Source organism: Leucobacter viscericola, from assembly GCF_011299575.1.
Classification (GTDB): Bacteria; Actinomycetota; Actinomycetes; order Actinomycetales; family Microbacteriaceae; genus Leucobacter; species Leucobacter viscericola.
The window spans coordinates 3,383,806-3,406,164 of the sequence record NZ_CP049863.1; the positions used below are offsets into that span (position 1 = coordinate 3,383,806).

Genomic DNA, 22,359 nt, shown 5'->3' on the forward strand with positions numbered 1-22,359 from the left:
CCCCCAATCGCAAGTGCTGCGATGAGTTATCTAGTGCGAAGACCGTCAATGTCTGAGGGCGGGCATAGTCTCTTCGTAGTGCAAGTTGTCGGTAGAAACGAGGATCACGCATGTTCATACAGCAACACAGCGACGGCGGCATTCGGCTCATGACGAGCGCGAGTGACCTCACTGCTGCGAGCATGTGTGAGTTTGCATTCCTGCGCCGAGTCGATGTGAAATTTGGTCGAGACGTCGAGGTTCCGCCCGATGACGATCCAATGCTTAGGCGAGCAGCTGGCCTTGGCGACGAGCATGAAAAGCGCGTGCTCCAGAGCTATCGCGAGCAATTTGGCGAGGGGGCTGTCGGGCAGCCGGGCGGCGTTGTAGAAATCCCGGTGTCAGAACGGCGAACTGCTGAGAGCGATCTCCTCGAAGCAGCAGAAGCGACCATAGCCGCATTCACTGGCGGCGCCGACATCGTGTTTCAGGCGACGTTTTTTGACCCAGAACAGCGTGCGGCCGACCTGCTGACGGGAGATCCCGCTATTGGTTTTATTGGCTTCGCTGACTTCTTGCAGCGCATGCCAGATGGTGCGTATGAGGTGCAAGACACAAAACTTGCGAGGCGAGCCAAGGTCACCGCTCTGATGCAGCTCGCGGCGTATGCGGAGCAGTTGGAACGCGTCGGCGTGCGCGCCGCCCCTGAGACAACACTCATTCTTGGAGACGGTGCCAGGTCGCGGCACCGCCTGGCAGATATCTCCCCGGTGTTCAGAAGTCGTAGAGGCCGGCTTCACGACATTCTGCTCGATCGCGCGAGAGTAACTGGCAGCGACGGCACTCGCGAGAGTGCGGAGCCGATCTCGTGGGGTGCCGACGGCGTATTTGCTTGTGGCCGCTGCGAGGTGTGCGAGCCGGAGATAATACGCGCACGCGATCCGCTCTTGATAGCGGGGATTCGCAGTGTCCAGCGCGACGCACTCGTTGCCGCGGGCTACCGCATCATCGACGCCGTGGCGACGATCGCAGACGGTGAGATACCCGAGATTTCTGGCTTGCACCCGCAGGTAGTAGAGCGGCTCTCTCAACAAGCGAGAGTGCAACTTGCCGCGCTTCCCGGGGAAGCGCCGCCTGTTCAAGTGTTTGACCCGGCAGCGCTCGCTGCGATCCCCGCACCTGATCCGGGTGACCTGTTCTTCGATTTTGAGGGCGACCCAATGTATCGAGAGCCGGGAGCTGAAGGATCGGCCCGGTGGGGCATCGACTACCTCTTCGGAATGGTGGATGCGAGTGAGCGGTTCACGGCGCTCTGGGCGCACACGCTTGACGCCGAGAAGCAGGCACTCGTGGAGTTCCTCGAACTTGTCCGTAAGCGACGCGCGCAGCATCCAGCGATGAAGATTTACCACTATGCAGCTTACGAGCGCACGCATCTGCTGAGTCTCGCAGCGCGTCACGGAGTGGGCGAGGCTGAGGTAGATCAGCTGCTGCGCGAGCACGTGTTTGTTGATCTGTATCCCATCGTGCGGCGCGCGCTGCGGGTGGGGTCCCGCTCGTACTCCATTAAGAAACTTGAACCCCTCTACATGGGAGCCGAGCTGCGCGATGAGGCGGGGGTAACGAGTGCCGCGCAGTCCGTCACTGAGTATGCGGAGGCCATGGCTCAGCTCAGTGCCGCCGACCCCACAACCCGCGCTGAAGGGCAGCATCGCCTCGACGCCATCGCTGATTACAACCGCTACGATTGCGTCTCGACGCTTCGCCTGCGCGACTGGATGCTGACGCTCGCCACAGAGCATCGCATTGCACCGTACCCGGTAGAGACAATCGCAGAGGCGGAAGCGCCACGACTTGAACTCTCTCCTGTAGCCGAGGCGCTCACCCAGCACGCGGAAACGGCACAGGATCCGCGAGATCGACAAGCGGCCGCGCTCGCCGCAAGTGCGATCGACTATCACCAGCGTGAGCAGAAGTCCTTCTGGTGGGCGCACTTCGCACGCCTCATTGACCCCGTCGAAGACTGGGCAGATACCCGTGACGTGTTGATCGTTGATGAGGGCATGAGCAGGGTGGTTGCCGACTGGTACCTGCCCATGCGGGCGCGAGTTGAACGACGACGGCTACGACTGCGAGGCGAGATCGCCCCGGGGAGCAACCTCAAGATTGGCGCTGACGCGTTTCTGCTGTACGAGTACCCGTCTCCGTTCCCGCAGCCCGGAGCGGAACCCGGATCCCGGGGTACACGACGGGTGAAAATTGTTGACCGTCACGATGACGGCGTGACCGTTGAGGAAATGCTTGCCGGCGGCATTGAAAGCTACGACAGGCTCCCGACCGCCCTCGTGCCGGGACCACCCCCTCCAGCGGGGGCGCAGCGCGGTGCGATCGAGGAGTGGGGCTCTGCGCTGGCGGCGGCACTGCAGCGAGGGCAATTTCCTGCGGACCCGGTGGTCGACCTTATGCGTCGCACCCCGCCACGGCTTCGCGACCGGCCAGACGGAACAGCGAAGCTTGACGAAAAAGACGATCCCATCGCCGCGGTCATTTCGGCGCTGCTTCGACTCGACCGTAGCTACCTGGCAGTGCAGGGACCGCCTGGAACAGGGAAGACCTATCTCGCCGCTCAAGTTATCAAGACGCTTGTCGAAGATCACGGTTGGCGTATCGGCGTCGTCGCGCAGTCCCACAGGGTTGTAGAGAACGTGCTCGATGGGGTTGTAGAAGCGGGGTTGGCAGCTGAGCATACTGCCAAGGTGCCGCAGGGGGGAGCGCTCACTGAAGGAGCGCCACAGCCCGGCTATACGGTGCTTGCGCGGAATGGACAGGCTGCGTTTCTTGCGGAGCACGCGCGCAGTGGGTTTGGCTGCGTTGTCGGTGGAACCGCGTGGGACTTTGCGAACCAAACGCGCGTTCTTCGCCAGGAGCTCGACCTGCTGGTCATCGACGAGGCGGGCCAGTTCTCGCTTGCCCCGACGATCGCTGCGTCGGTTGCCGCGCAGAGACTCTTGCTGCTCGGTGATCCGCAGCAATTGCCCCAGGTATCACAGGGTAGCCACCCCGAACCGGTTGACACCTCGGCTCTCGGCTGGTTGCTCGGTGAGCACGAGACGATCCCTGAAGAGCTCGGTTTTTTCCTCGCTGAAACACGTCGCATGCGGCCTGAACTCGCAGAGGTGGTCTCCGAGCTCGCTTATGAAGGGCGCCTGCACGCGCACCCAACGGCTTCCCACCGAATGGTCGAGGGGGCGGGAGCCGCTGGCCTCAGCTGGCACCCCGTTGAGCACGAGGGCAACTCGACCAGCTCCGTCGAGGAGGCCGCGGAAGTGGTGCGGATCGCCCGGGAAGCGCTCAGCGGTACTCTCTACGAGCTTGGAAGCATGCCTCGTCAGCTCACCCAGCAGGATCTCATCGTGGTGGCGCCCTACAACGCCCAGGTCGAGTGTGTTTCACAAGCGCTCGCGGGTGCGGGCCTGGGTGAGGTTCGGGTCGGCACCGTCGACAAGTTTCAGGGGCAAGAGGCCGTGATTGCAATTGTCACACTGGCCGCGTCGAGTGCGGAAGACGTGCCGCGGGGGCTTGAGTTCCTGCTCATGCGGAACCGCCTGAATGTGGCAATCAGCAGGGCACAGTGGGCCGCCCACCTGGTCTCGTCTGAAAGGCTCGGAGACGGCCTACCCACGAGTTCGGAAGGCGTAGCCGCGCTCTCTGGGTACCTGCGACTCACCGAGCGCGGAATCGCCCAAGCCCCGCCAGCCGAGACCATACACTAAAGCCATGCCGACACTGAGGTTGAGAATTCGCCGCGCAACCGACAGCCTTTTTCAACTGCTGTACCCGGGAGAGGATCACCTTCGCGATGCGCCAGCGGCGCAGCGCGAAGTGCGGGCAATGTCCGCCGCGCTCATCGCAGCGATTGCCGCGGCCATAGTCGGGTTGATCGTGTTTTACGGAGACGTTCCGCTGTGGGGTCCGGTGTCGCCCGGCACGCTTGGAATGCTGCTGGCAGCGCTCACGGCAATGACGGCGGCTGCGATCGAACACACACGATTCCCACTCCCGAGCCTTCCCGGATCCTCACCGATGTCTGCCCGCATTCAACGTGTGGTGAACGTTGTGTCGATCTCGCTGGTGCACGGTGGCATTGCGCTGCTGGTGGTCGGCCTCACCAACGCCGTGCTTGTGCGTGGGTTTACGGGGCTGAAGCTTGATGTGTTCACGAGCACCATGATCGTGACGATCCTCTGCGCCGTAACCGCCTACGCAACAACACTCTCGGCTGGCGACATCACCACCACACGACTTTCGACGCTGCTTGCGGTGTTTATGACGGGCGGGGTTGTTGTGGCGATGCTCACGACCTCCGATGCGCAGTGGTGGAAGCTGCACTTTAGTGAGCTCGGGGTGGGAACTGATCTCAGCGGAAAGATCTTCAACGCAACGCTGATTGTGAGCGGCTTGCTGCTCGCCTCGCTCGCGACCCTGATGGCCCCGGCGCTTGAGACCTGGGCGGAGGGCGCGCCGCCAAGCCGCACGCGAAATATTCGTGTGGTTGGCTGGTCATTTGTTGCGATTGGGGCTTGCCTCGCGGGTGTCGGCACGGTGCCGGTCAATGTAAGTGTGCTGGTGCACAATTCCTTCGCAACGGGCATGGCCGTGGTCTTCGGAGTGCTTCTCATCGGGTTGCGCTGGCTGCTCGACGGCTTCTCACGAACGTTCCTGCTGTTCTCTGATGTCTGCCTCATCGGCATTGCCGTCTCGGCTATCTTGTTCTGGCCGGTCCAGTACTACAACCTCGCCGCCTTTGAGCTGGTGGCGGCAGGAATCATTTTCGGGTGGCTCATCATCTTTTTGCGTCACATTGATGCTTCGACGCGAACCCGCGTTTCCGGCTAGCGTGGGGGTATGGCAAAACCAGGTGGTCCCTTCAAAACTCCTCCGTCTCGCACCCTGCCCGCCCCCGCGGTGGCGGTACAGGCAATGACAGCTTCGAAGCGATCACACATCCCGGCCTTTGAGGTTATGCGCATCACCGACGAGATCGCGAACCGTCGGGCCGACGGTCACGACGTTGTTTCGCTGTGCGCGGGTGAGCCGAGTGCTCGCCCCGTGCCGGGCTCGATCAAGCCCGCCGGTTACACGGGGCCACTCGGCACCATGCCGCTGCGCGAGGCGATCGCGGGCCACTACCGCGACTGGTACGACCTCGATGTTGATCCGACCACCGTCGCGGTCACCACAGGCTCCTCCGGCGCATTTCAACTCGTGTTTCTCGCCGCGTTCGACCCCGGAGACCGGGTCGCACTCGCGAGCCCCGGTTACCCCGCGTATCGCAACATTCTGACGGCGCTCGGGGTGCAGGTCGTTGAGATCCCGACGGGCCCCGAGACCCGTTACCAGCCGACCCCCGAACTGCTCGACCAGGCAGTCCAGCAACACGGATCACTCGCGGGTCTCATCATCGCATCACCCGCCAACCCGACCGGCACGATGCTGCAGCGCGAAGAACTCGCGAGGCTCGCCCTGTGGTGTCGTGCACGAGGCGTGCCCCTCATCAGTGACGAGATCTATCACGGCATCACCTTCCCCGAGCCAGGATCACCCGACCCCAGGGGAACGAGTGTGCTCTCGGTGGAGCCCGAGGCGATCGTCATTAACTCGTTCTCAAAGTACTGGGGCATGACCGGCTGGCGTCTCGGTTGGGCGATTCTGCCGGAGGACCTGGTTGCACCGTTGGAGGCGCTCGCGTCGAACTTTGCGCTTTCCCCACCCGCTCCTGCGCAGGAACTCGCGCTGACGGCATTCACGCCCGAAACCTACGCCGAGCGAGACCAGATCGTTGAGGGCTTCGCGCGGGCGCGGGCACTCATCCTTGATGCGGCCCCGCAACTGAACTGGGGCACGGCCGCACCGTCAGACGGCGCGTTCTATTACTACTCAGAACTCGGGCCGCAGCTCGCGCGCTTCGAGAACTCGGTTGACTACGCCCGGGCGCTGCTGGAGCGCGCAAACGTCGCGATCGTCCCGGGTGTCGACTTCGATCCTGTCGCCGGAAAGCAAGCTGTGCGGCTGTCTTACGCCGCGGGTGAGGCCGCCGTGGCCGAAGCGCTCGACCGCATCATTCGCTTTCAGAATGCGGGGTAACGTCTGTCGATGATTGTTGACCTTCTACTGCGCAGGTGATTGGTGTGGATGGTAAATACAGATATCGGCGAGTGTCCAGATAGTCGACGAGCGGCCCCCTTTCCAACGCGCTGGTAAGGGGGCCGCTCGTCGGTAAGCTGGACTCTCGTCAGGTGAGCGGCGGCCATCTGGCGCTCGCAGGCGATGTGCAGGCTGGGTGCACATCAGGCGGCCTTAGACCTGTGTTGAGCAGAGAAGCTGCCGACTCAGCTACGCAGCGCGCACGGGCGTGCCCAAGGCGACACCGGTGCGGCGTTGGAAGGCCTCGGAGGTGAGAGCGAGTGCAGGATCCTGAGCTGCCTCGAACCCAAGCTCCTCGATGATCCGCGACTCTGCGCCGTTAAGCTGCAGCACAATCGCGGTGACTGACTCAGCAAGCGGGCCCTCCAGCTCGGCGACAACGCGCGCCACCGCCGACTGCGCAGCGCGTGCCAGCGCGCGCGGATCCCGATCCGCCTCGTCAACCTCGGCTCGACCGTAGGTGACCCCGTCGCCAGAGAGCGCCTCGGCGAACACTGCCGAGTCGGTGCAACGCACCTGCACCTCGAGCACGCTGCTCGTGGAAGCCGGCGCGACTGAAAAGGGGAGCGGAATGCCCGAAGGGGCCTCACCCGGACCATCGTGAGAATGGTCGGGAGAGGCCCCTCCGAACGAAAACTTCAAATCCATGCAGTACAGCCTAGGCGCTGCGTGAACGTAAAGCCTGCAAGCGCGACGTGTTACGCCTGAGCCGCCAGTACTTCCTCGACACTCGACGATGCGAGCTCGGGGAATGCCTGCTCAACACCAGCGTTGGTGATAACACCAGCGTGTGCGTTGAGGCCCTTTGCGAGCGAGGGATCAGCCTTCAGTGCAGCGACCCAGCCCTTGTCGGCAAGTGCGACAACGTAGGGGAGGGTTGCGTTGGTGAGTGCAGCGGTCGAGGTCTCGGGGACCGCACCGGGCATGTTTGCCACGCAGTAGTAGATCGAGTTGTGCACCGCGAAGGTGGGATCGTCGTGCGTGGTGGGGCGCGAGTTCTCGAAGCAGCCACCCTGGTCGATTGCGATGTCGACGAGCACGGAGCCCGGCTTCATCTGTGCAACCATCTCGTCGGTGACGAGCTTGGGGGCCTTCTCGCCGGGGATCAGTACGGAGCCGATGACGAGATCCGCTTCCTTGAGTGCCTCGGTGATGTTGTGAGCGTTCGAGGTGCGGGTCTGGATGCGACCGTTGAACTCGTCCTCCAGCTGCTTCAGGCGGGGGATGAAGATGTCGATGACGGTCACCTCTGCACCCATGCCGTAGGCGATGCGAGCTGCCTGCTCACCGGCGGCGCCGCCACCGATAACAACAACCTTGCCGCGGCGGGTTGCGGTAACGCCGCCGAGAAGGATGCCACGACCGCCATTGGCCTTCATGAGGCTGTAAGCGCCAACCTGCACCGAGAGACGACCAGCGACCTCAGACATGGGGGCAAGCAGCGGCAGACCGCGGCTGGGCAGCTGCACGGTCTCGTAAGCGATGGCGGTGGTGCCCGACTCGAGAACCTTCTCGGTCAGGGTCTTGTCTGCAGCGAGGTGCAGGTAGGTGAAGAGCACCTGATCCTTGCGCAGCTTGCTGTACTCAGCAGCAATGGGCTCCTTGACCTTGAGGATCATGTCGGCCTGCGCCCAAACGTCGTCTGCACCCTCGACGATCTTTGCGCCAGCAGCAATGTACTCGGCGTCGGTGATGGCGGATCCGAGTCCGGCGCCAGCCTGGACGAAGACCTCGTGGCCGCGACGAGCGAGCTCGTGGACACCGGCCTGCGTGATTGCCACGCGGTTCTCATTGTTCTTAATCTCGGTGGGAATACCGACGCGCATGTTGTGCTCCAAACAGAAGTCGCGAAATGTGGATAGTCGAGCGTTAGCTCGCGGCACCAACAGCGTAATCGATATTGCGCGCGAGAGAACGTACTGATTGTGCAGTATATTCGTATTCCGTGGTGGAAAGGTGAATTCTCTTCGGAATTCGTCTAGATTATGAGTTGAAAGCTAGCGGAAGGTGGGTTTTGGTGTCTGAAGCTTCGAAGAATCTGCGCCTCGATGTCGAACTCGATGAAATCGACCGCAAGATTATTGAGGAATTGCAGGCGAACGGTCGCATTACGAATGCGGAGCTCGCCGACCGTGTGGGAGTCGCTGCGTCAACCTGTATTGCGCGAGTGCGCAACCTGGTTTCTCGCCGCATTATCACCGGGTTTACCGCGACCGTCGATCCACGTGCAATGGGCCTCGAGCTGCAGGTGCTCGTGAGTGTCACCGTTCGATCCGGGGCGCGTCAGCGCATTGCCGAAATGAGCAACGAACTCCGGGCACTTCCCGAGGTCATGCAGCTCTTTTTCCTCGGTGGTGTCGAAGACTTCATCATTCACCTCGCGGCGCGCGACTCGGATCACGTGCGCGATTTTGTGATGGAGAACCTCTCCGCGCACCCCGCCGTGTCATCGACGCGCACCAGCATCGTCTTCAGTCACCATCTGAACCCGGTTCGGGCGGAGAGTTAAGCGGGCAACTCTTAGTGCAACGAGGGCGGCATGAGCCGGGTCTCGTGGGCATCGAGAGCGAGCTCCGCGGTGCGCAGGGCTTCTGAGCTGTACTGACCGATAGCGCGCTCCTCGAGCAGAGCGTTTCGTTGCGCCTCGAGCGCGAGCCGCGCATAGCGCAGATAGCTTTGTGCCGGTGTTTCCTCGCTCGAGATCATGATCCTCCCGGTTTCAGGGAGGGCGAGTGCAATGGGAGCGAGTGCGTTGCGCGCACTGGCCCGGGCGCGGTCAATAGCCTCGGAAGACGCCGGATCTGGTTCCTTCGACTTCTTCTGATTCGCGACGGCATCATCGATAGCTTCGTTGCCCGCCTCAATGAGGTCTTTGCTGAGCGAGGCGAGTTCGCTGGCGCTTGGACCCGAGTTGGCTCCCTTTGGCCAGAGCTTGCGAATGAGCGGGGGCAGGGTGAGCCCGTGCAGCAGGAGCGTGACCACGGCCACACCGAAGGCGACCAGGATCAGGTGCGCACGGTAGGGGGTACCCAGCGGAATCGACTGCGCTGCGGCGAGTGTGACCACACCACGCATGCCGCTCCAGGAAAGCACAGCGCCCTCGCGCCACCCCAATCGTTGCTCGCGCTCGTGTACGAGATCGGCCTTCGAGCGCTGCGCAAGCAACTCGATCTTGCGAAGTTTTCGAGTGCTCGGGTTGGCCTCGTCGCGCACTCGCTGCGCTATCTCAGAGAACCCGTTGCTGCGCTGCTCGTAGACCCGTGAGGTACCGCGCATGGAGAGGAGCATAGGTGCCATGAATACCGCGCGGCAGATGATCAGCACCGCCACGACCAGGAGCACAATAAGCACCACGTGCTCAAGTCGCAGAGGGCTGTCACCAACCTGATCTACGAGTGTGTGCAGCTGCAGTCCCATGATGAGGAACACGCCATTTTCAAGAATGAACTGAATCGTGCGCCAGTTCAGTCGCTCATTCATGCGGGCGGTTGCGCTGAATCTGCGAGACGCATGGTGCCCCGTATAGAGGCCCGTAACAACGACCGCGAGAACCCCCGATGCGTGGATGGCTTCCGCCGGAATGAACGCCACGAACGGAACAACAAACGAAATCATCGTGTCGTAGACCGGGTTGCGCAGCTTTGAACGCATCCACACGGTCACCAGGCCCATCACAAAGCCGACGAGGATCGCCGCCGCAACGGAGTATGCGAACGTTCCTGTTGCGTTCCAGAACGCAAAGCTACCAGCGACAGCCGCGAGTGCTGTCTTGAGCAGCACAAGCGACGTGGCGTCGTTGACGAGACTCTCGCCCTCGAGGATAGAGACGACCCGATCTGGCATGCCGAGCCGCTTACCGATCGAGGTTGCCGCGACCGCGTCTGTCGGACTCACAACGGCGCCGAGCGCGACCGCAATGGGGAACGGAATATCAGGGATGACCACGTGAATGACCCACCCAATAACCACCGCAGAGATGATGACGAGCAGCACCGAGAGCCCCACGACGGGGCGAAGATTGCGCCTAAAATCAACGAGCGGTACGTTGACCGCGGCGGCGTAGAGCAGCGGCGGCAGCACTCCGAGCAGAATGATTTCTGGGTCGATCTCTATCACGGGCACAAACGGTAGATACCCTGCCCCGATCCCAAGCACCACAAGCAAGAGCGGTGCCGCAATACCTATTCTTCCGCCAAGGATGGACGCGCCCACCAGCACAATCACGCCCACTACCGCGATAAGCCCCAATTCCATGGGGTTAGCCTACGGGGTGCTTGCTGTGGGGATCCGCGAGGCTCAGCGGAATATCATCAAATCCATAAAAACCCGCCCAGCGCTCAAACTCGGGCCGCACGGCGTCTGGCTTAACTCGCTCACCGGGGAAGGGAGTCAGGTTGACTGGCCCTTTCTTTCCGGCGCCGCGCTTCCAAGTGCCGACGACCCTGCCAGAGTTCACAACCGTCGCGAGAAACATGCCGTTTTTGCCGGGCACGATGCGCTCGAAGTGCTCAGGTGAAAGCTGCGCGTCGCGATTTGTGTACCCGAGCAGGTGCTCGTCAAACGCGGGGAGCAGATGCCAGCCGGCGGTAGTCGAGGCTTGCCCAACACTCTCGAGTAACTCGGGCTCGACCCACAGCGTGTCAGCATCGTCCGCCAGCGAGACCGGCACCAGCCGCCCCGCCTCCGTGGCAAGCGCGAGCCCCCGGTCCGTTTCGCGCAGCGTGAGCCCGCTCCACCACGCGAGGTCTTTGCGCCGGATCGGACCGCGAGCCGCGGCATAGCGGGTGGTGAGTTCCGCGAGGGCCTCTTCTCCACTGAGCGATCGGGGATTTCGGATCCACCCCTCAGCGAGAACCAGCCGGGGTTCACTGTCTCCTAGCTGCGGCCCGAATACCGTGAGACCGTTTTGGCAGAGCCACCAGATCATGTGGTAGCGCCAGGCGCTCTGCCACTCGATACTCGCCTCCGTCCAGACCGCTGAGAGTTCGTCTCGGTCTAGGGAGCGGCCATTGGCGAGTGCCGCGAGTGAGGTCTCCGTGAGCCGATCCAAAAGGGAGTCTGTAATGCCGAGGAAGGCGCGCCGCTTTGGGGCGCCAGCCAAGACCCGGTGATTGGTCAACGACTGCATCCACCCAATGTCTTCCGCCGCGACAACGTGGATTGTTCCGCGCATGGGCCACGACCGAACAACGAGGGCTTCGTTGAACGCCGCATAGACGTCGGCGACGGTTGTGCCGGGGGTTCGAACCCCGAGGGCCCAGCGCGAAGACCTCCAGTCTTGCCCCTGCATCGCGAGCATGCGAGAGGCCGTCGCGGCGATTTTCTCGGGGCCGGAGAGGCGCGAACTGCCCGACTTTGTCGCTGAGGCAGCGCTTGATCCTGCCCCCGAACCAGCCAGCCCTTGAGCTCGCATTCTCAGCCGCAGGAGGTCAGCGTGATTGATCGTCGCGTTCATGCGCCCAGTGTATTCCTGGCCACCGACATTGCCGAGGGGCTTCAGAACCTCGCTCGTGCATACTGCGGCGGAACCAGCGATGCCGCAGCGGGCGCGCGCAGTTCGTGGGCCCAGGTAATAGGCAGGTGAGGATTCGTGAGCAGCGGTCGGGCGAGCAGGATCACATCTGCCTGACCCGTTGCCAAGATCCCTTCGGCCTGCGTGGAAGTAGTGATGAGCCCAACGGCACCAACCGGGAGCGGGCCACGTCGCACGGCAGCCGCGAGACCAACCTGGTACGAAGGGCCGACCGGAATTGGGGCATTGGGCACGTTTGCCGCAGAAGACACGCTTACGAAGTCAGCGCCGGCCTCGTCGAGAAGCGCAGAAAGCTCGGTTGATTCTTCAACGGTAAACCCACCCTCAACCCACTCGGTTGCGGAGATTCGGACGGAGATGGGAAGCCCAGGGTGGTTCGCCCGAATCGCACGCACGATTTCCAGCAGCAAACGAGATCGCCCGGCAAGGTCCCCGCCGTACTCGTCGGTGCGCTTATTCGAGAGCGGCGACAAAAACTCGTGCAGAAGGTAGCCGTGTGCCGCGTGGATTTCGACCAGGTCAAATCCGACGCTCACCGCGCGATCGGCCCCCGCTGCAAATGCGCTCACGAGGGCCGGTAGTTCAGACGTCTCGAGGGCGCGGGGTGTCGCATAGTCTCCGAAGGGGATCGCGGAGGGCGCGACCGTTTCCCAGCCACCCTCCTCGACCGGCACTGACCCTGAGGGGAGTTCGGGAAGGCTCGGGTAGGTTGATCCTTTGCGGCCTGCGTGAGCAAGCTGGATCCCGATCTTCGCACCGTGTGAGTGCACAACCTCAACGATGTGGCGGAGAGGGGTGAGCTGATCCTCGTTCCAGATTCCGGGGCAGTTGGGGCTGATTCTGCCCTCTGGGACAACGCCGGTGGCCTCCATCGTGACGAGCCCGGCTCCGCCTCGCGCAAGACCGCCAAGGTGCTGCAGGTGCCAATCACCAACGACACCGTCAACGGCGGTGTATTGGCACATCGGCGCGACCCACAGGCGGTTGCGAATCTCGAGGTTACGAACGGTGATGGGGTGAAAGAGGATCGGATCGGCCATGAACTCCAGTCTAGGCATGCCCGGCCCCGGCGTGATCCGATCAGTGCATTGCTGCGTCGGTTGACATGGCAGGGCAACCCTCGGTCGCGGCCTCTGGCCTCAATTCGTAATGCCAGGATTCGTTTTCGTAGGTCTGGCACAGGCCATACGCGGCGCCGTACTGTGAGAACCAGGCGGTGGCGTCCACGTCTCCGATATCAACGGCACTGCCGGAAACGTGAGAGGAGGTCTCCGGTGTCGCAACCCAGCGCGAGGCTTCTTCTTCGGAGCCGTACTTGGTGATTGCATCACTGTAGAGCTGTGCCTGATATTCCCTTGACCGCCAGCCGCTATTCACAAACACCTCGACGCCCTCGGCGTTGGCGGCCGCGCTCGCCTCGCGCAGTGCGTGCAGCAAATCGGGATCCAGATTCGCGATTCCAGGGTATTGGTCGTCTGCGGGGGTCACTCCGTCGGGCAGTTCCCCCTGCGACTCGGGATCACCACCGTGAAGCCCGCTTCCGCCGTTCAAAGCTGGTACTGCCCCTCCCAGGGCCATATTCATCTCTTGCTGTGCGACGGCCGAGGACGCCAATGGCTTGAGAAGTAACGTCAGGAACACAAGCGCAATGACAGCGACAAGGCTCGCGCCACTAATGAGAACAACAGCGGCTGACCGGGGGAGTTTGGAAGTTGTACCATTCATACCCTCAACCCAACTCCCTGAGCTGTTGCCGGGGCGTATGCGGCTTTCAATACATTGACGATATGTCACTCGACGTAGGATCGAACTCATGCGTGTGTTGATCGTCGAAGACGAGCTCTTTATGGCCGAGGCGATTCGCGACGGCCTGCGGCTTGAGGCGATTGCGGCAGATATTGCCGGGGACGGTGACACGGCTCTTGAGTTGCTGAGCGTCAACGAGTACGACATTGCGGTGCTTGATCGCGACATCCCAGGCCCGTCTGGCGACGAGGTCGCCAAGCGGATCGTTGCCTCTGGAAGCGGTATGCCGATCCTCATGTTGACCGCGGCAGACAGGATCGACGACAAAGCCTCAGGCTTTGAAATTGGGGCCGACGACTACCTGACGAAGCCGTTTGAGCTGCAGGAACTTGTGCTTCGCTTGCGTGCGCTCGACCGTCGCCGCGCTCACAACCGCCCGCCCGTGCGCGAGATCGCGGGGCTGAAGCTCGACCCGTTTCGCCGCGAGGTATTTCGAGACGGTCGCTACGTCGCTCTCACGCGCAAGCAGTTTGCCGTGCTTGAGGTGCTGGTCGCCGCTGACGGCGGGGTGATCAGCGCGGAAGAACTGCTTGAGCGGGCGTGGGACGAAAACGCCGACCCCTTTACCAACGCGGTGAGGATCACGGTGTCGGGCCTGCGGAAGCGCCTCGGCGAACCCTGGCTGATCGCAACCGTCGCGGGCGTCGGATACCGCATTGATACCGGGGCGGATGCTGAAACGCATGCAGACTAGCGAAAACCGGCAGCTGAGGCCGCCTGGGATGAGCGTGCGACTCAAGCTCACCCTCAGCTACGCCGGATTTTTGATGCTCGCGGGTGTGCTGCTGCTCGCGGTTGTGTGGGTGTTTCTGCTGCGATATGTGCCGCCAGAGGCCGTCTACGCGCAGAGCGGGCACTTCTCGCCGGGGCGGGATGATCTGCTGCGAGAGTTCGTGCCGCGAGCCGGGTGGGCGCTGTTTGCGCTGCTGCTGTGTGGACTGGGTGGCGGTTGGGTGCTCGCTGGCCGCATGCTTGCCCCGCTCAATCGCATCACGGCGGCAACGCGGCTTGCTGCGACGGGATCACTATCGCACCGGATCCAGCTTGAGGGACACGACGATGAGTTCCGAGAGCTGGCCGACGCCTTTGACGCGATGCTTGCTCGGCTCGAAGCTCAGGTCGGCGAGCAGCGTCGATTCGCCGCGAACGCCTCACACGAGCTGCGCACACCGCTGGCCATTTCGCGAACGATTTTGGATGTCGCACGCAAAGATTCTGAACGAGACGTGCGCGCTGATCTCGAGCGGCTGCACACCGTAAACGCCCGAGCTATCGCGTTGACCGAGGCCCTGCTGCTGCTGAGTCGTGCGGATCAGCGGGCCTTTGAACGCGAGCTTGTTGGGCTGCCATTGATGGTTGACGAGGCGGTCGAAACGCTGCTCCCGCTTGCTGAGAAGCGTGGTGTTGCACTGCATATCTCGGGCCAGTCGGCGGTGGGCTACGGATCCCCAGCCCTGCTGCTTCAGGTCATCACGAACCTGGTGCACAACGCGATTGTGCACAATCTTGCTGAGGACGGTGTGATTTGGATCACCACCGGTGTGCGAGGGGCGACCGTGTTTGTTGTCGTGGAGAACACCGGTGATGCGGTATCGCCGGAGCTTGCCGCAACGCTTACGGAGCCGTTCCAGCGCGGCACTGAGCGCATCAACCGGAATCAGGCGGGAGTCGGGCTCGGGCTCGCGATCGTCAAGAGCATCGTTCAGTCGCACGACGGCGCGTTGAAGATCGCCCCGCGAAAGGGCGGCGGGCTTGCCGTCTTAGTGGAGCTGCCAAGCGCTTGAGTAGCCATGAGCCGAGCTATCGTGCGACCGAATGTCTGACCCGCAGAGTACGGTTGTAGGGACATGAACAACGGAGAACGCGTGAACCTCGGTCAACTGCTCGACGATCAACTCATCGGTGACGGCGAGATCAACACTGACGACGTGTTTGCCGCGTTCGAGGAGTGGGCCTGGGAAGAAAAAGCGCTTCGCCTGTATCCCGCGCAAGAAGAGGCGATCCTCGGCATTGCGTTCGGCAGCAACGTGATCCTCGCGACGCCCACTGGCACCGGCAAGTCGCTCGTGGCGCTCGGCGCGCACTTCATCGCCGTCGCGGCTGGCCAGCGCACGGTGTATACCGCTCCAATCAAGGCGCTCGTCAGTGAGAAGTTCTTTGACCTCGTCGACGTGTTCGGCGCCGAGCGCGTTGGCATGGTGACGGGGGACACCTCGATCAATCCCGACGCGCCGATTCTGTGCTGCACTGCCGAGATCCTTGCGAACCTCGCGATTCGGGATCGCGACGCCGGTGGCATCACCCAGGTGGTCATGGACGAGTTCCACTTCTACGCCGAGCCCGATCGCGGCTGGGCGTGGCAGGTGCCATTGCTGCTCATGAACAACACGCAGTTTTTGCTCATGTCTGCGACGCTCGGCGACGTCACCGACCTCGCCGACGACCTCAGCCGTCGTACAGGCCGCGACACCACGCTCGTCACCGGCGTCGAACGCCCGGTGCCGCTGCACTTCGAGTACCAGGCCGCGCCCGCCCACGAGGTCGTCGAGAAGCTGCTTGAGGATCGACAGACCCCCGCCTACCTCGTCCACTTCAACCAGTCGCACGCGATCGAGCAGGCGCAAGCGCTCGCCAGCATTCGTATTGTCGACCGCGCCGGTCGCGACGAAATTGCGGAAGCGATCGGCGACTTCAAGTTCTCCACCGGGTTTGGCAATACCCTTTCACGCCTCGTGCGTTCCGGCATCGGCGTGCACCACGCGGGCATGCTGCCGCGCTACCGCCGCCTCGTGGAGCAGCTCGCCCAGCGCGGGCTGCTGCGGGTGATCTGCGGCACCGACACACTGGGTGTTGGTATCAACGTGCCGATCCGCACCGTTGTGCTCACCGCCCTCACCAAGTTCGACGGCGAGAAAATGCGCCGGCTCTCAGCTCGCGAGTTCCACCAGATCGCGGGTCGCGCCGGTCGCGCGGGCTTCGACACTGAGGGCGACGTGATTGCGCTCGCCCCCGAACACGAGATCGAGAACGTGAAGGCCGCAGCCAAAGCCGAGGCGAAAGCGAGCGGCGGCAAAAAGGCGAAACCGGTCAAGAAAAAGTCGCCCCCGCAGGGCTTTGTAGCCTGGTCGGAGGCGACTCTCGACAAGCTCGTGACCTCGCAGCCCGAGGCGCTCGTCAGTCGCATGCGGGTCACCCACGCGATGGTGCTCGGTGTGATCGGTCGCGGTGAACACCGCGAGGGTGAGGCGCTCGAAACCATGCGGACGCTCGTGTTCGACACCCACGAACCGCGTGCCACCCAATTCGCCCACGCCCGCAAGGCGATCGAGATCTTCCGCACGCTGCGCAACGGCGGCATCGTGGAGGTGCACGAAGACCCGCGCGGCCACCGCCTACTCAGACTGACGGTCGAACTGCAGGCGAACTTCGCGCTCAACCAGCCGCTCTCACCGTTTGCGCTCGCCGCAATCGAGCTGCTGGATCCCGAATCTGACAGCTACCCGCTCGACGTCATCTCAATTATCGAAGCAACCCTCGAGAACCCGCGCGCAATCGTGCGGGCTCAGGAGCACAAGGCCCGCGGTGAGGCGGTCGCCGCCATGAAGTCCGAGGGGATCGAATACGACGAGCGCATGGAGCTGCTCGAAGCGGTGACCTACCCAATGCCGCTCAAGGAGCTGCTCGACGAGGCCTTCCACGAGTACCTCAAAGAGGTGCCGTGGGCGCGCGACTATGAGCTGCGGCCGAAGTCGGTTGTGCGCGACATGATCGAGCGCGCCTTCGGGTTTCGGGATCTCGTGTCGTTCTACCAGCTCAGCCGTGCCGAGGGTGGGGTGCTGCGTTATCTCAGCGACGCGTATCGCGCCATCGAACGGACGGTGCCCGAGCAGGCAAAGACCCCGGAACTCGAAGAACTCATCGATTGGCTGGGGGAGCTGGTGCGGCAGGTCGACTCAAGTCTCATTGACGAGTGGGAAGAGCTGGCGAACCCCGATCCCGAGGCTCACCGTGCCGCGCACTCGGGCGGCGGGATCGACGTGCCGCCACCGGCGCGCTCCGTGCTGAGCAACGAGCGAGCGTTTATGGTGATGCTGCGCAACGCACTCTTCAGGCGAGTGCAGGCGGCAGCGTTCGAACGCTACGACGTGCTGGCCGAGCTTGAGAGCGCACACGCGACGGGGCCTGGGTCTTTCAACGAGGATCGCTGGCGCGATGCACTCGCCGGATACTTCACCGAGTACGACGAGATCCTTACTGATGCCGACGCGCGCGCCTCGAAGTTCTTGGAGATCGATCGGAGCGCCGAAGCCGTGGCGGCGGGCACCTGGCGCTTCCGTCAGGTGCTGCTAGACCCCGAGGGCGATCGCGACTGGGGCATCGAGGGGATCGTGGATCTCGATGCGTCTGAGGCGGAGGGCGAACCCGTGGTGCGGGTCGAGCGAGTTGGACCGTTTCGTGACTAGGGTAAATGTATGACCCAGAGCGAACTCACGGCCGAACACTTCCTGACGATTGCGGATCACACGCTTCTCGCTCCCGGAACCACTGCCGCCGAGCTTGACGCATTCATGGTGACCGCCGCCGAAATTGGTGTTTCGCGTGTCTGCGTGAGTTCTTCACTGCTGCCAGCAGACGCTCGTGGCGCAGAGATCGTGACCGTCGTCGGATTCCCCTCTGGCGCCCACCACGCCTCGGTGAAGGTGGCAGAGACTGCGGAAGCCGTCGCCAATGGCGCCAACGAGATCGATATGGTCGTGAACCGCGGGTTGGTGCGCGCGGGCGAGTGGGCCGCGGTTGAAGACGAGATCAGGGCAGTACGGGAAGCCTGCCCGGGTCGTGTGCTGAAGGTGATTATCGAGTCTGCGGCTTTGAGCGACGAGGAAATCGTCGAGTCCTGCCGCGCGGCCGAGGCTGCGGGCGCGGACTTCGTGAAGACCTCAACGGGCTTCGACCCGGCGGGTGGGGCCAGCGTGCACGCCGTGCGTTTGATGGCGGCGACGGTCGGCGACAGGCTCGGGGTGAAGGCGTCTGGCGGGATCCGCACCACCGCAGCCGTGCGTGAGCTGTGGGCGGCGGGAGCTACGCGATTCGGAGTCTCGGGCACCGCGGCAATTCTCGCCGAATGGGATGCGCCGGCGATCCTGAATGCTGCTGCGGCTGGCGCTTCGAACGAGAGCTACTAACGAGCGCTTTCGGGCGAAAAAGCCGCGAGACGCAGACCACGACCGAAGTCCAGAAAGCTAGTTGCATGCAGGCCATTGCGCGCCTGTATACAAGAGAAGCTTTCTGGGTTTTGGTCACCGGAACAAATCAGCCGCAGCCTTCAGACGAACTATCCGACCGATCCAGGAATGCGTGTGGCCGCTGAGACGATCTATCAGGCCCTGTACATGCAAGGCATGAGGACTGTTGCGGCGAGAAATCGCTGCCGCGTTACGGAACGGGAAAGCACGCCGAACCCAGCGAAGGCATCCTCAGAAGCGTCAGCCACGTTTCACCGACGCGATATAGATGATCTCCGAGCGACCTAGCGAAGTCGCAGATCGAACGATCCCGGGGCACAGGGAGGTCGACCTTATTATCGGAAAGGCGGGGCGAGTCAGATCGGTACCCTCGTTGAACGCTCAACCCGGTATGTAATGCTCGTTCATCTCCCAACTGTGCGCGACGCGACCACGGTTCGGGCGGCACCCGTGCAGACAATGAAACATCTCCCACAGAAATTGCACCAATCATTGACCTGGGACCAAGGGTCGGAGATGGCCGAGCATAAGATGTTCTTCACCGATACCGGCATACCTGTGTTTTTCCGCGACCCGGCATCACCTTGGCAGCGTGGATCCAACGAGAATACCAATCGGCTACTTCAGCAATATTTCCCGAAAGGTACAGATCTCTCAGCCCACAGCGCCGATGACCTCGCCCGAGTTGCCGCTCCGCTCAACGCCCGCCCAAGAAAGACTTTAGGGTAGAGAACACCAGTCCAACTGTTGAGCACAGCCCTCAATTGCGCTACGGTTCTTGGCGCAAGATCATCAGCCGGTCCTGAAGTTTTTCGGGTTGCACAGTGAGATGAGGTAATCCCACCAGTGGCCGCAGATCTTCCACAGGCGTGTTCCAAAGACACAAATGAGTGAGGGTGCTGAGTCCGGCGAGCGGTCTCAGAATCTTTACTTGCGTTTCAAGCAAGTCAAGGCTCAGTAGAGAAGTTAGCTCGGTGAGCGGACTCAGGTCCACAACTGGTGTGTAGGACAAGTCAAGGTGCTGAGGTGCAGTCAAACTGGCCAACGGCTCCAGATCCATAACCTGAGTTTGAGACAGGCTTAAGGTTCGCAGCGTGTAAAGCCCGGCGAGCGGGCTCAGATCCAAAACTGGCGCGTAGGCCAAGTCGAGATGCTGCAGGGCGTCAGACTGGCGAGCGGGCTCAGGTCCGTGACTGACGTGCAGTTCAAGTCCAGGGTCCGCAAGTTAGTCAGAATTTGGATCCCTGTCAGCGACTCCACTTCCGCTTCCGAATTTGAAAGTTCGAGGTCGGCAATAGCTCCGGCTCCAAGCCCGGTTGAGAGCTGTGAAAGGGCCTGCTCGGCGTCGGAGCGCAAAGCGGGGTCAGTTAGCAACTCGAGGCTCATCCCACAATTCTCGTCCCTTTTCGCGCAAGTACAGGGCAGTTCAGTACTTCGCCACTGAAGCTAGGGAGCAGGCTGAATGTCTTTTGAACGCATCGAAGTCAGTTTTGAACTTCTCAATACGATTTCCAACCGATAGTCCTTGCCACTTCAATGTGAGCGTGCAATTCTGCACCTAGCGGCATTAAGCACCAGAAGTGGTCCTGCAAGCCAACTTGGCATTTAAGACCACTTCTGACGTCCTTGAAGTTCTGGAGTGTTGCAATGACCGCTAGAGCCCACCCAAGCGAGGGGGGTGCAAACAACAACGTTTTCGTTACTTCAGCCAGCACCACGCAACGAAATGGCGCGAGTCTCTAGTGGCAAGGCAGTCCGGGGTTCTTGGTATCAGAATACGCGCCCCCGCTAATGGGAGTCCCGCCAGGGTAAGTAACCGTTCCATTGGCAATCATCCGAAAGTTGGTATATGGCTGCCCAGCCGTGCAAATATATTCAACGCTCTTTTGCGTTAAGGATGCCGCGCCCCAGTTTTGGTTAGTAAACGGACCGGCGACTTTCTGCCACCCCCAGATTTCCTGCCTGTAGATGTCCGTTGAGAATGCCAGGTATTCGACCGGGACATTGCAACTAAGTGACGGCTTGCCACCAATTGCTCCAAATTGGTACCCGCTACCTGAGGTGCGCAACCAAATCTCCCCAGTGTCCTGCATGCACAACGGGTTTGTCTTTGCAACGAAGGTATGCGGCCCGGCCAGAGAAACTTGCCCTTCCGTGTCGTCCTGCATTCCACTAACCAGCTCGTTCATCTCATCATTCGTGAGCGTGTCAGGAAGCGGCGCAACAGGCGCAGAATCGGCAGTGAAGGTTACGGGGTTGAGCGGCGACGCGTTCGCTGCCTGCGGAACTGACACAAATATGGCGCAAGAACTCAGGAGAATCAAGGAAGCCTTAACAGTTACTTTTTTCATATTGCACAACCTAGCCTTGACCATATCTCCAAGCAAAAGCCAATGATCACAGATACCCTTACCGACATGGAAACGAACAAGAATTCATCCGGCGTGTGGATCGTTCATGGCATAAATAAAGGCGAAGAACGGATCATCGCAATTTGCGACACGCCCCAAGAGGCTGAGGCGAGTATTGCCACACTCCAAGATTTCTTTGAAGATTTCCGGTTCGCTTTCTTTCGCCGAGGCTACCGGTTTGGCGAAGACTCCCCTTCAGTATTCAAAGGCGAGTAATCCTTCATCTCTTGCCCTCCACCCCAAAATGCCCTCACGCAGCCCCAACCTAGGGTGTGTGAGGGCTTTTTTGCTGCGAAACCGTGTCCTCGGTGTCGAGGCGCACGAACGACGCGGTGCCGCGGTCGCCTACGTAAGACGGAGGAAGATGCTGGGTCGGTTCAGCGGGGCAACCCTGGAGCTAAACGTCTCCACCTACGATGACTTAAAAGTAGGCCACAAGGCGGAGTATGGCTTACCGGATGCAAAAAGCCACGATCAAAATGAGATAGCCAAGAAGTATCCGATTCGTGCGGCGTATGCAATTGTTCGAGCTGACGCCTTCACCGGACAAGAAGCAGTGATGGTCGTAGTCAGAAACGTTCTGACAGAACAAAATGGTCGGGTCCACCAGTTGATGGTGGACCCGACCATTTCTGTGTGATCAAAGTTCAACAGTGTTGCGACGACAACTGGATCATACGAGTCGAAACCGCGGAACCGTTTTTTGGTCTTGTGCTAGCTGGCAGCTGCCTTGCCGAGTGCAGCCTGCTTCAGTGAGTCAAACTCAGCCTGCGTAATGGCGCCGGAGTCGAGAAGCTCCTTTGCGCGAGCGATTTCGTCAGTGGGCGTTGGTGTGGCAGTGGCGACGGTTCGAATGTAGGCGTCGGCCTGCTCACGTGCCTGCTGGGACTGACGTTCTGCACGCTCAGCCATGCCGCGTCCGCGGGCGATGAGGTACACGAGGGCGGTGATAAACGGCAGGAATACCAGGAAGAGCAGCCAGAGTGCCTTGAGCCAGCCGTTGAGCTTTCGATCCCGGAATAGGTCAGCGATGATTGAGAACAGAGCCATCAAGTAGGCAATGAACACGAAGAAGGTCAGGAACCACCAGATTACATCCCAGATAGAAGACCAAAAAGACATGACAGTTCCCCTTCGACATAGTCGCGGAGCCCAGTTGGTGGGTAATGCCGCGTATTGAATG

The 22,359-nt window shown here is 61.6% G+C and carries 19 protein-coding genes and 1 pseudogene; 11 read left to right on the forward strand and 9 right to left on the reverse strand.

Translation table 11 applies throughout. The features are described 5' to 3' along the window. Positions 1 to 110: 110 nt before the first annotated feature. From G7068_RS14810 to G7068_RS14820, 3 genes are read left to right on the forward strand one after another with little or no spacing between them, the layout of a single operon-like run. Positions 111 to 3,752 carry a TM0106 family RecB-like putative nuclease gene (locus G7068_RS14810; RefSeq protein ID WP_166292666.1) on the forward strand — a complete coding sequence of 1,214 codons (3,642 nt, stop codon included), beginning with the start codon at positions 111 to 113 and terminating at the stop codon, positions 3,750 to 3,752. A gap of 4 nt (positions 3,753 to 3,756) precedes the next feature. Further along, positions 3,757 to 4,875 carry a DUF998 domain-containing protein gene (locus G7068_RS14815; RefSeq protein WP_166292667.1) on the forward strand — a complete coding sequence of 373 codons (1,119 nt, stop codon included), beginning with the start codon at positions 3,757 to 3,759 and terminating at the stop codon, positions 4,873 to 4,875. Positions 4,876 to 4,884: 9 nt separating this feature from the next. Further along, on the forward strand, positions 4,885 to 6,123 hold the full coding sequence (locus tag G7068_RS14820; RefSeq protein WP_166292668.1) for a pyridoxal phosphate-dependent aminotransferase: 1,239 nt from the start codon (positions 4,885 to 4,887) through the stop codon (positions 6,121 to 6,123). A 249-nt stretch (positions 6,124 to 6,372) separates the two neighbouring features. On the opposite strand, the gene G7068_RS14825 is transcribed toward G7068_RS14820, so the two are convergent. After that, positions 6,373 to 6,831: a hypothetical protein gene (locus tag G7068_RS14825; protein WP_166292669.1), complete on the reverse strand. Its 459-nt coding sequence runs from the start codon at positions 6,829 to 6,831 to the stop codon at positions 6,373 to 6,375. Between the two features lie 50 nt (positions 6,832 to 6,881). After that, positions 6,882 to 8,009, reverse strand: coding sequence for an alanine dehydrogenase (gene ald / locus G7068_RS14830; protein ID WP_166292670.1), 1,128 nt, complete (start codon positions 8,007 to 8,009; stop codon positions 6,882 to 6,884). Between the two features lie 191 nt (positions 8,010 to 8,200). Here ald and G7068_RS14835 point away from each other — a divergent pair, with 191 nt between their 5' ends. After that, positions 8,201 to 8,692, forward strand: coding sequence for an Lrp/AsnC family transcriptional regulator (locus tag G7068_RS14835; protein WP_166292671.1), 492 nt, complete (start codon positions 8,201 to 8,203; stop codon positions 8,690 to 8,692). 11 nt (positions 8,693 to 8,703) lie between these two features. Here the strand turns inward: G7068_RS14835 and G7068_RS14840 are convergent, their stop codons facing one another. Genes G7068_RS14840 through G7068_RS14855 form a run of 4 tightly spaced genes read right to left on the reverse strand, consistent with a single transcriptional unit; the run spans position 8,704 to position 13,441 of the window. Beyond that, positions 8,704 to 10,437 (reverse strand): cation:proton antiporter, encoded by a 1,734-nt coding sequence (locus tag G7068_RS14840; RefSeq protein ID WP_166292672.1) that lies wholly within the window; start codon positions 10,435 to 10,437, stop codon positions 8,704 to 8,706. Between the two features lie 4 nt (positions 10,438 to 10,441). Beyond that, complete coding sequence (locus tag G7068_RS14845; protein ID WP_166292673.1) at positions 10,442 to 11,638, reverse strand: winged helix DNA-binding domain-containing protein; 1,197 nt, start codon at positions 11,636 to 11,638, stop codon at positions 10,442 to 10,444. A 41-nt stretch (positions 11,639 to 11,679) separates the two neighbouring features. After that, positions 11,680 to 12,756, reverse strand: a complete 1,077-nt coding sequence (locus G7068_RS14850) for an NADH:flavin oxidoreductase/NADH oxidase (protein WP_166292674.1) — start codon at positions 12,754 to 12,756, stop codon at positions 11,680 to 11,682. Between the two features lie 40 nt (positions 12,757 to 12,796). Beyond that, positions 12,797 to 13,441 carry a M15 family metallopeptidase gene (locus G7068_RS14855; RefSeq protein ID WP_205881314.1) on the reverse strand — a complete coding sequence of 215 codons (645 nt, stop codon included), beginning with the start codon at positions 13,439 to 13,441 and terminating at the stop codon, positions 12,797 to 12,799. An 88-nt stretch (positions 13,442 to 13,529) separates the two neighbouring features. Here G7068_RS14855 and G7068_RS14860 point away from each other — a divergent pair, with 88 nt between their 5' ends. From G7068_RS14860 to G7068_RS16555, 5 genes and pseudogenes are all read left to right on the forward strand, one after another. Continuing rightward, on the forward strand, positions 13,530 to 14,216 hold the full coding sequence (locus G7068_RS14860) for a response regulator transcription factor (RefSeq protein WP_166292675.1): 687 nt from the start codon (positions 13,530 to 13,532) through the stop codon (positions 14,214 to 14,216). 28 nt (positions 14,217 to 14,244) lie between these two features. Next, entirely contained in the window at positions 14,245 to 15,306 is a 1,062-nt protein-coding gene (locus G7068_RS14865; protein WP_166292676.1) for a sensor histidine kinase, read from the forward strand. A gap of 63 nt (positions 15,307 to 15,369) precedes the next feature. Beyond that, the gene (locus G7068_RS14870; RefSeq protein WP_166292677.1) at positions 15,370 to 17,985 is read left to right on the forward strand and encodes a DEAD/DEAH box helicase; all 2,616 of its coding nucleotides are present in this window, start codon (positions 15,370 to 15,372) and stop codon (positions 17,983 to 17,985) included. A 9-nt stretch (positions 17,986 to 17,994) separates the two neighbouring features. After that, positions 17,995 to 18,705 carry a deoxyribose-phosphate aldolase gene (gene deoC, locus G7068_RS14875; RefSeq protein ID WP_166292678.1) on the forward strand — a complete coding sequence of 237 codons (711 nt, stop codon included), beginning with the start codon at positions 17,995 to 17,997 and terminating at the stop codon, positions 18,703 to 18,705. 18 nt (positions 18,706 to 18,723) lie between these two features. Continuing rightward, positions 18,724 to 19,494: pseudogene (locus tag G7068_RS16555) on the forward strand (IS30 family transposase); the annotation flags it as partial. Positions 19,495 to 19,534: 40 nt separating this feature from the next. Here G7068_RS16555 and G7068_RS14885 read toward each other — a convergent pair. Both G7068_RS14885 and G7068_RS14890 read right to left on the reverse strand, forming a co-directional pair. After that, positions 19,535 to 19,909 (reverse strand): leucine-rich repeat domain-containing protein, encoded by a 375-nt coding sequence (locus G7068_RS14885; RefSeq protein WP_166292679.1) that lies wholly within the window; start codon positions 19,907 to 19,909, stop codon positions 19,535 to 19,537. A 595-nt stretch (positions 19,910 to 20,504) separates the two neighbouring features. Next, the gene (locus G7068_RS14890; RefSeq protein ID WP_166292680.1) at positions 20,505 to 21,116 is read right to left on the reverse strand and encodes a hypothetical protein; all 612 of its coding nucleotides are present in this window, start codon (positions 21,114 to 21,116) and stop codon (positions 20,505 to 20,507) included. A gap of 66 nt (positions 21,117 to 21,182) precedes the next feature. Between G7068_RS14890 and G7068_RS14895 the strand changes: the two genes are divergently transcribed. After that, positions 21,183 to 21,392, forward strand: a complete 210-nt coding sequence (locus G7068_RS14895; protein ID WP_166292681.1) for a hypothetical protein — start codon at positions 21,183 to 21,185, stop codon at positions 21,390 to 21,392. Between the two features lie 58 nt (positions 21,393 to 21,450). After that, complete coding sequence (locus G7068_RS14900; protein WP_166292682.1) at positions 21,451 to 21,816, forward strand: hypothetical protein; 366 nt, start codon at positions 21,451 to 21,453, stop codon at positions 21,814 to 21,816. A gap of 74 nt (positions 21,817 to 21,890) precedes the next feature. Here G7068_RS14900 and G7068_RS14905 read toward each other — a convergent pair whose 3' ends face one another. Next, positions 21,891 to 22,298, reverse strand: coding sequence for an SHOCT domain-containing protein (locus G7068_RS14905; protein ID WP_166292683.1), 408 nt, complete (start codon positions 22,296 to 22,298; stop codon positions 21,891 to 21,893). Positions 22,299 to 22,359: the final 61 nt, after the last annotated feature.

Coding starts and splice junctions, on each gene's coding strand:
- G7068_RS14845 (WP_166292673.1), bottom strand. CDS start 11,638: ATGAACGCGACGATCAATCACGCTGACCTCCTGCGGCTGAGAATGCGA.
- G7068_RS14870 (WP_166292677.1), top strand. CDS start 15,370: ATGAACAACGGAGAACGCGTGAACCTCGGTCAACTGCTCGACGATCAA.
- ald (WP_166292670.1), bottom strand. CDS start 8,009: ATGCGCGTCGGTATTCCCACCGAGATTAAGAACAATGAGAACCGCGTG.
- G7068_RS14905 (WP_166292683.1), bottom strand. CDS start 22,298: ATGTCTTTTTGGTCTTCTATCTGGGATGTAATCTGGTGGTTCCTGACC.
- G7068_RS14890 (WP_166292680.1), bottom strand. CDS start 21,116: ATGAAAAAAGTAACTGTTAAGGCTTCCTTGATTCTCCTGAGTTCTTGC.
- G7068_RS14820 (WP_166292668.1), top strand. CDS start 4,885: ATGGCAAAACCAGGTGGTCCCTTCAAAACTCCTCCGTCTCGCACCCTG.
- G7068_RS14850 (WP_166292674.1), bottom strand. CDS start 12,756: ATGGCCGATCCGATCCTCTTTCACCCCATCACCGTTCGTAACCTCGAG.
- G7068_RS14860 (WP_166292675.1), top strand. CDS start 13,530: ATGCGTGTGTTGATCGTCGAAGACGAGCTCTTTATGGCCGAGGCGATT.
- G7068_RS14840 (WP_166292672.1), bottom strand. CDS start 10,437: ATGGAATTGGGGCTTATCGCGGTAGTGGGCGTGATTGTGCTGGTGGGC.
- G7068_RS14810 (WP_166292666.1), top strand. CDS start 111: ATGTTCATACAGCAACACAGCGACGGCGGCATTCGGCTCATGACGAGC.
- G7068_RS14815 (WP_166292667.1), top strand. CDS start 3,757: ATGCCGACACTGAGGTTGAGAATTCGCCGCGCAACCGACAGCCTTTTT.
- deoC (WP_166292678.1), top strand. CDS start 17,995: ATGACCCAGAGCGAACTCACGGCCGAACACTTCCTGACGATTGCGGAT.
- G7068_RS14895 (WP_166292681.1), top strand. CDS start 21,183: ATGGAAACGAACAAGAATTCATCCGGCGTGTGGATCGTTCATGGCATA.
- G7068_RS14825 (WP_166292669.1), bottom strand. CDS start 6,831: ATGGATTTGAAGTTTTCGTTCGGAGGGGCCTCTCCCGACCATTCTCAC.
- G7068_RS14865 (WP_166292676.1), top strand. CDS start 14,245: ATGAGCGTGCGACTCAAGCTCACCCTCAGCTACGCCGGATTTTTGATG.
- G7068_RS14855 (WP_205881314.1), bottom strand. CDS start 13,441: ATGAATGGTACAACTTCCAAACTCCCCCGGTCAGCCGCTGTTGTTCTC.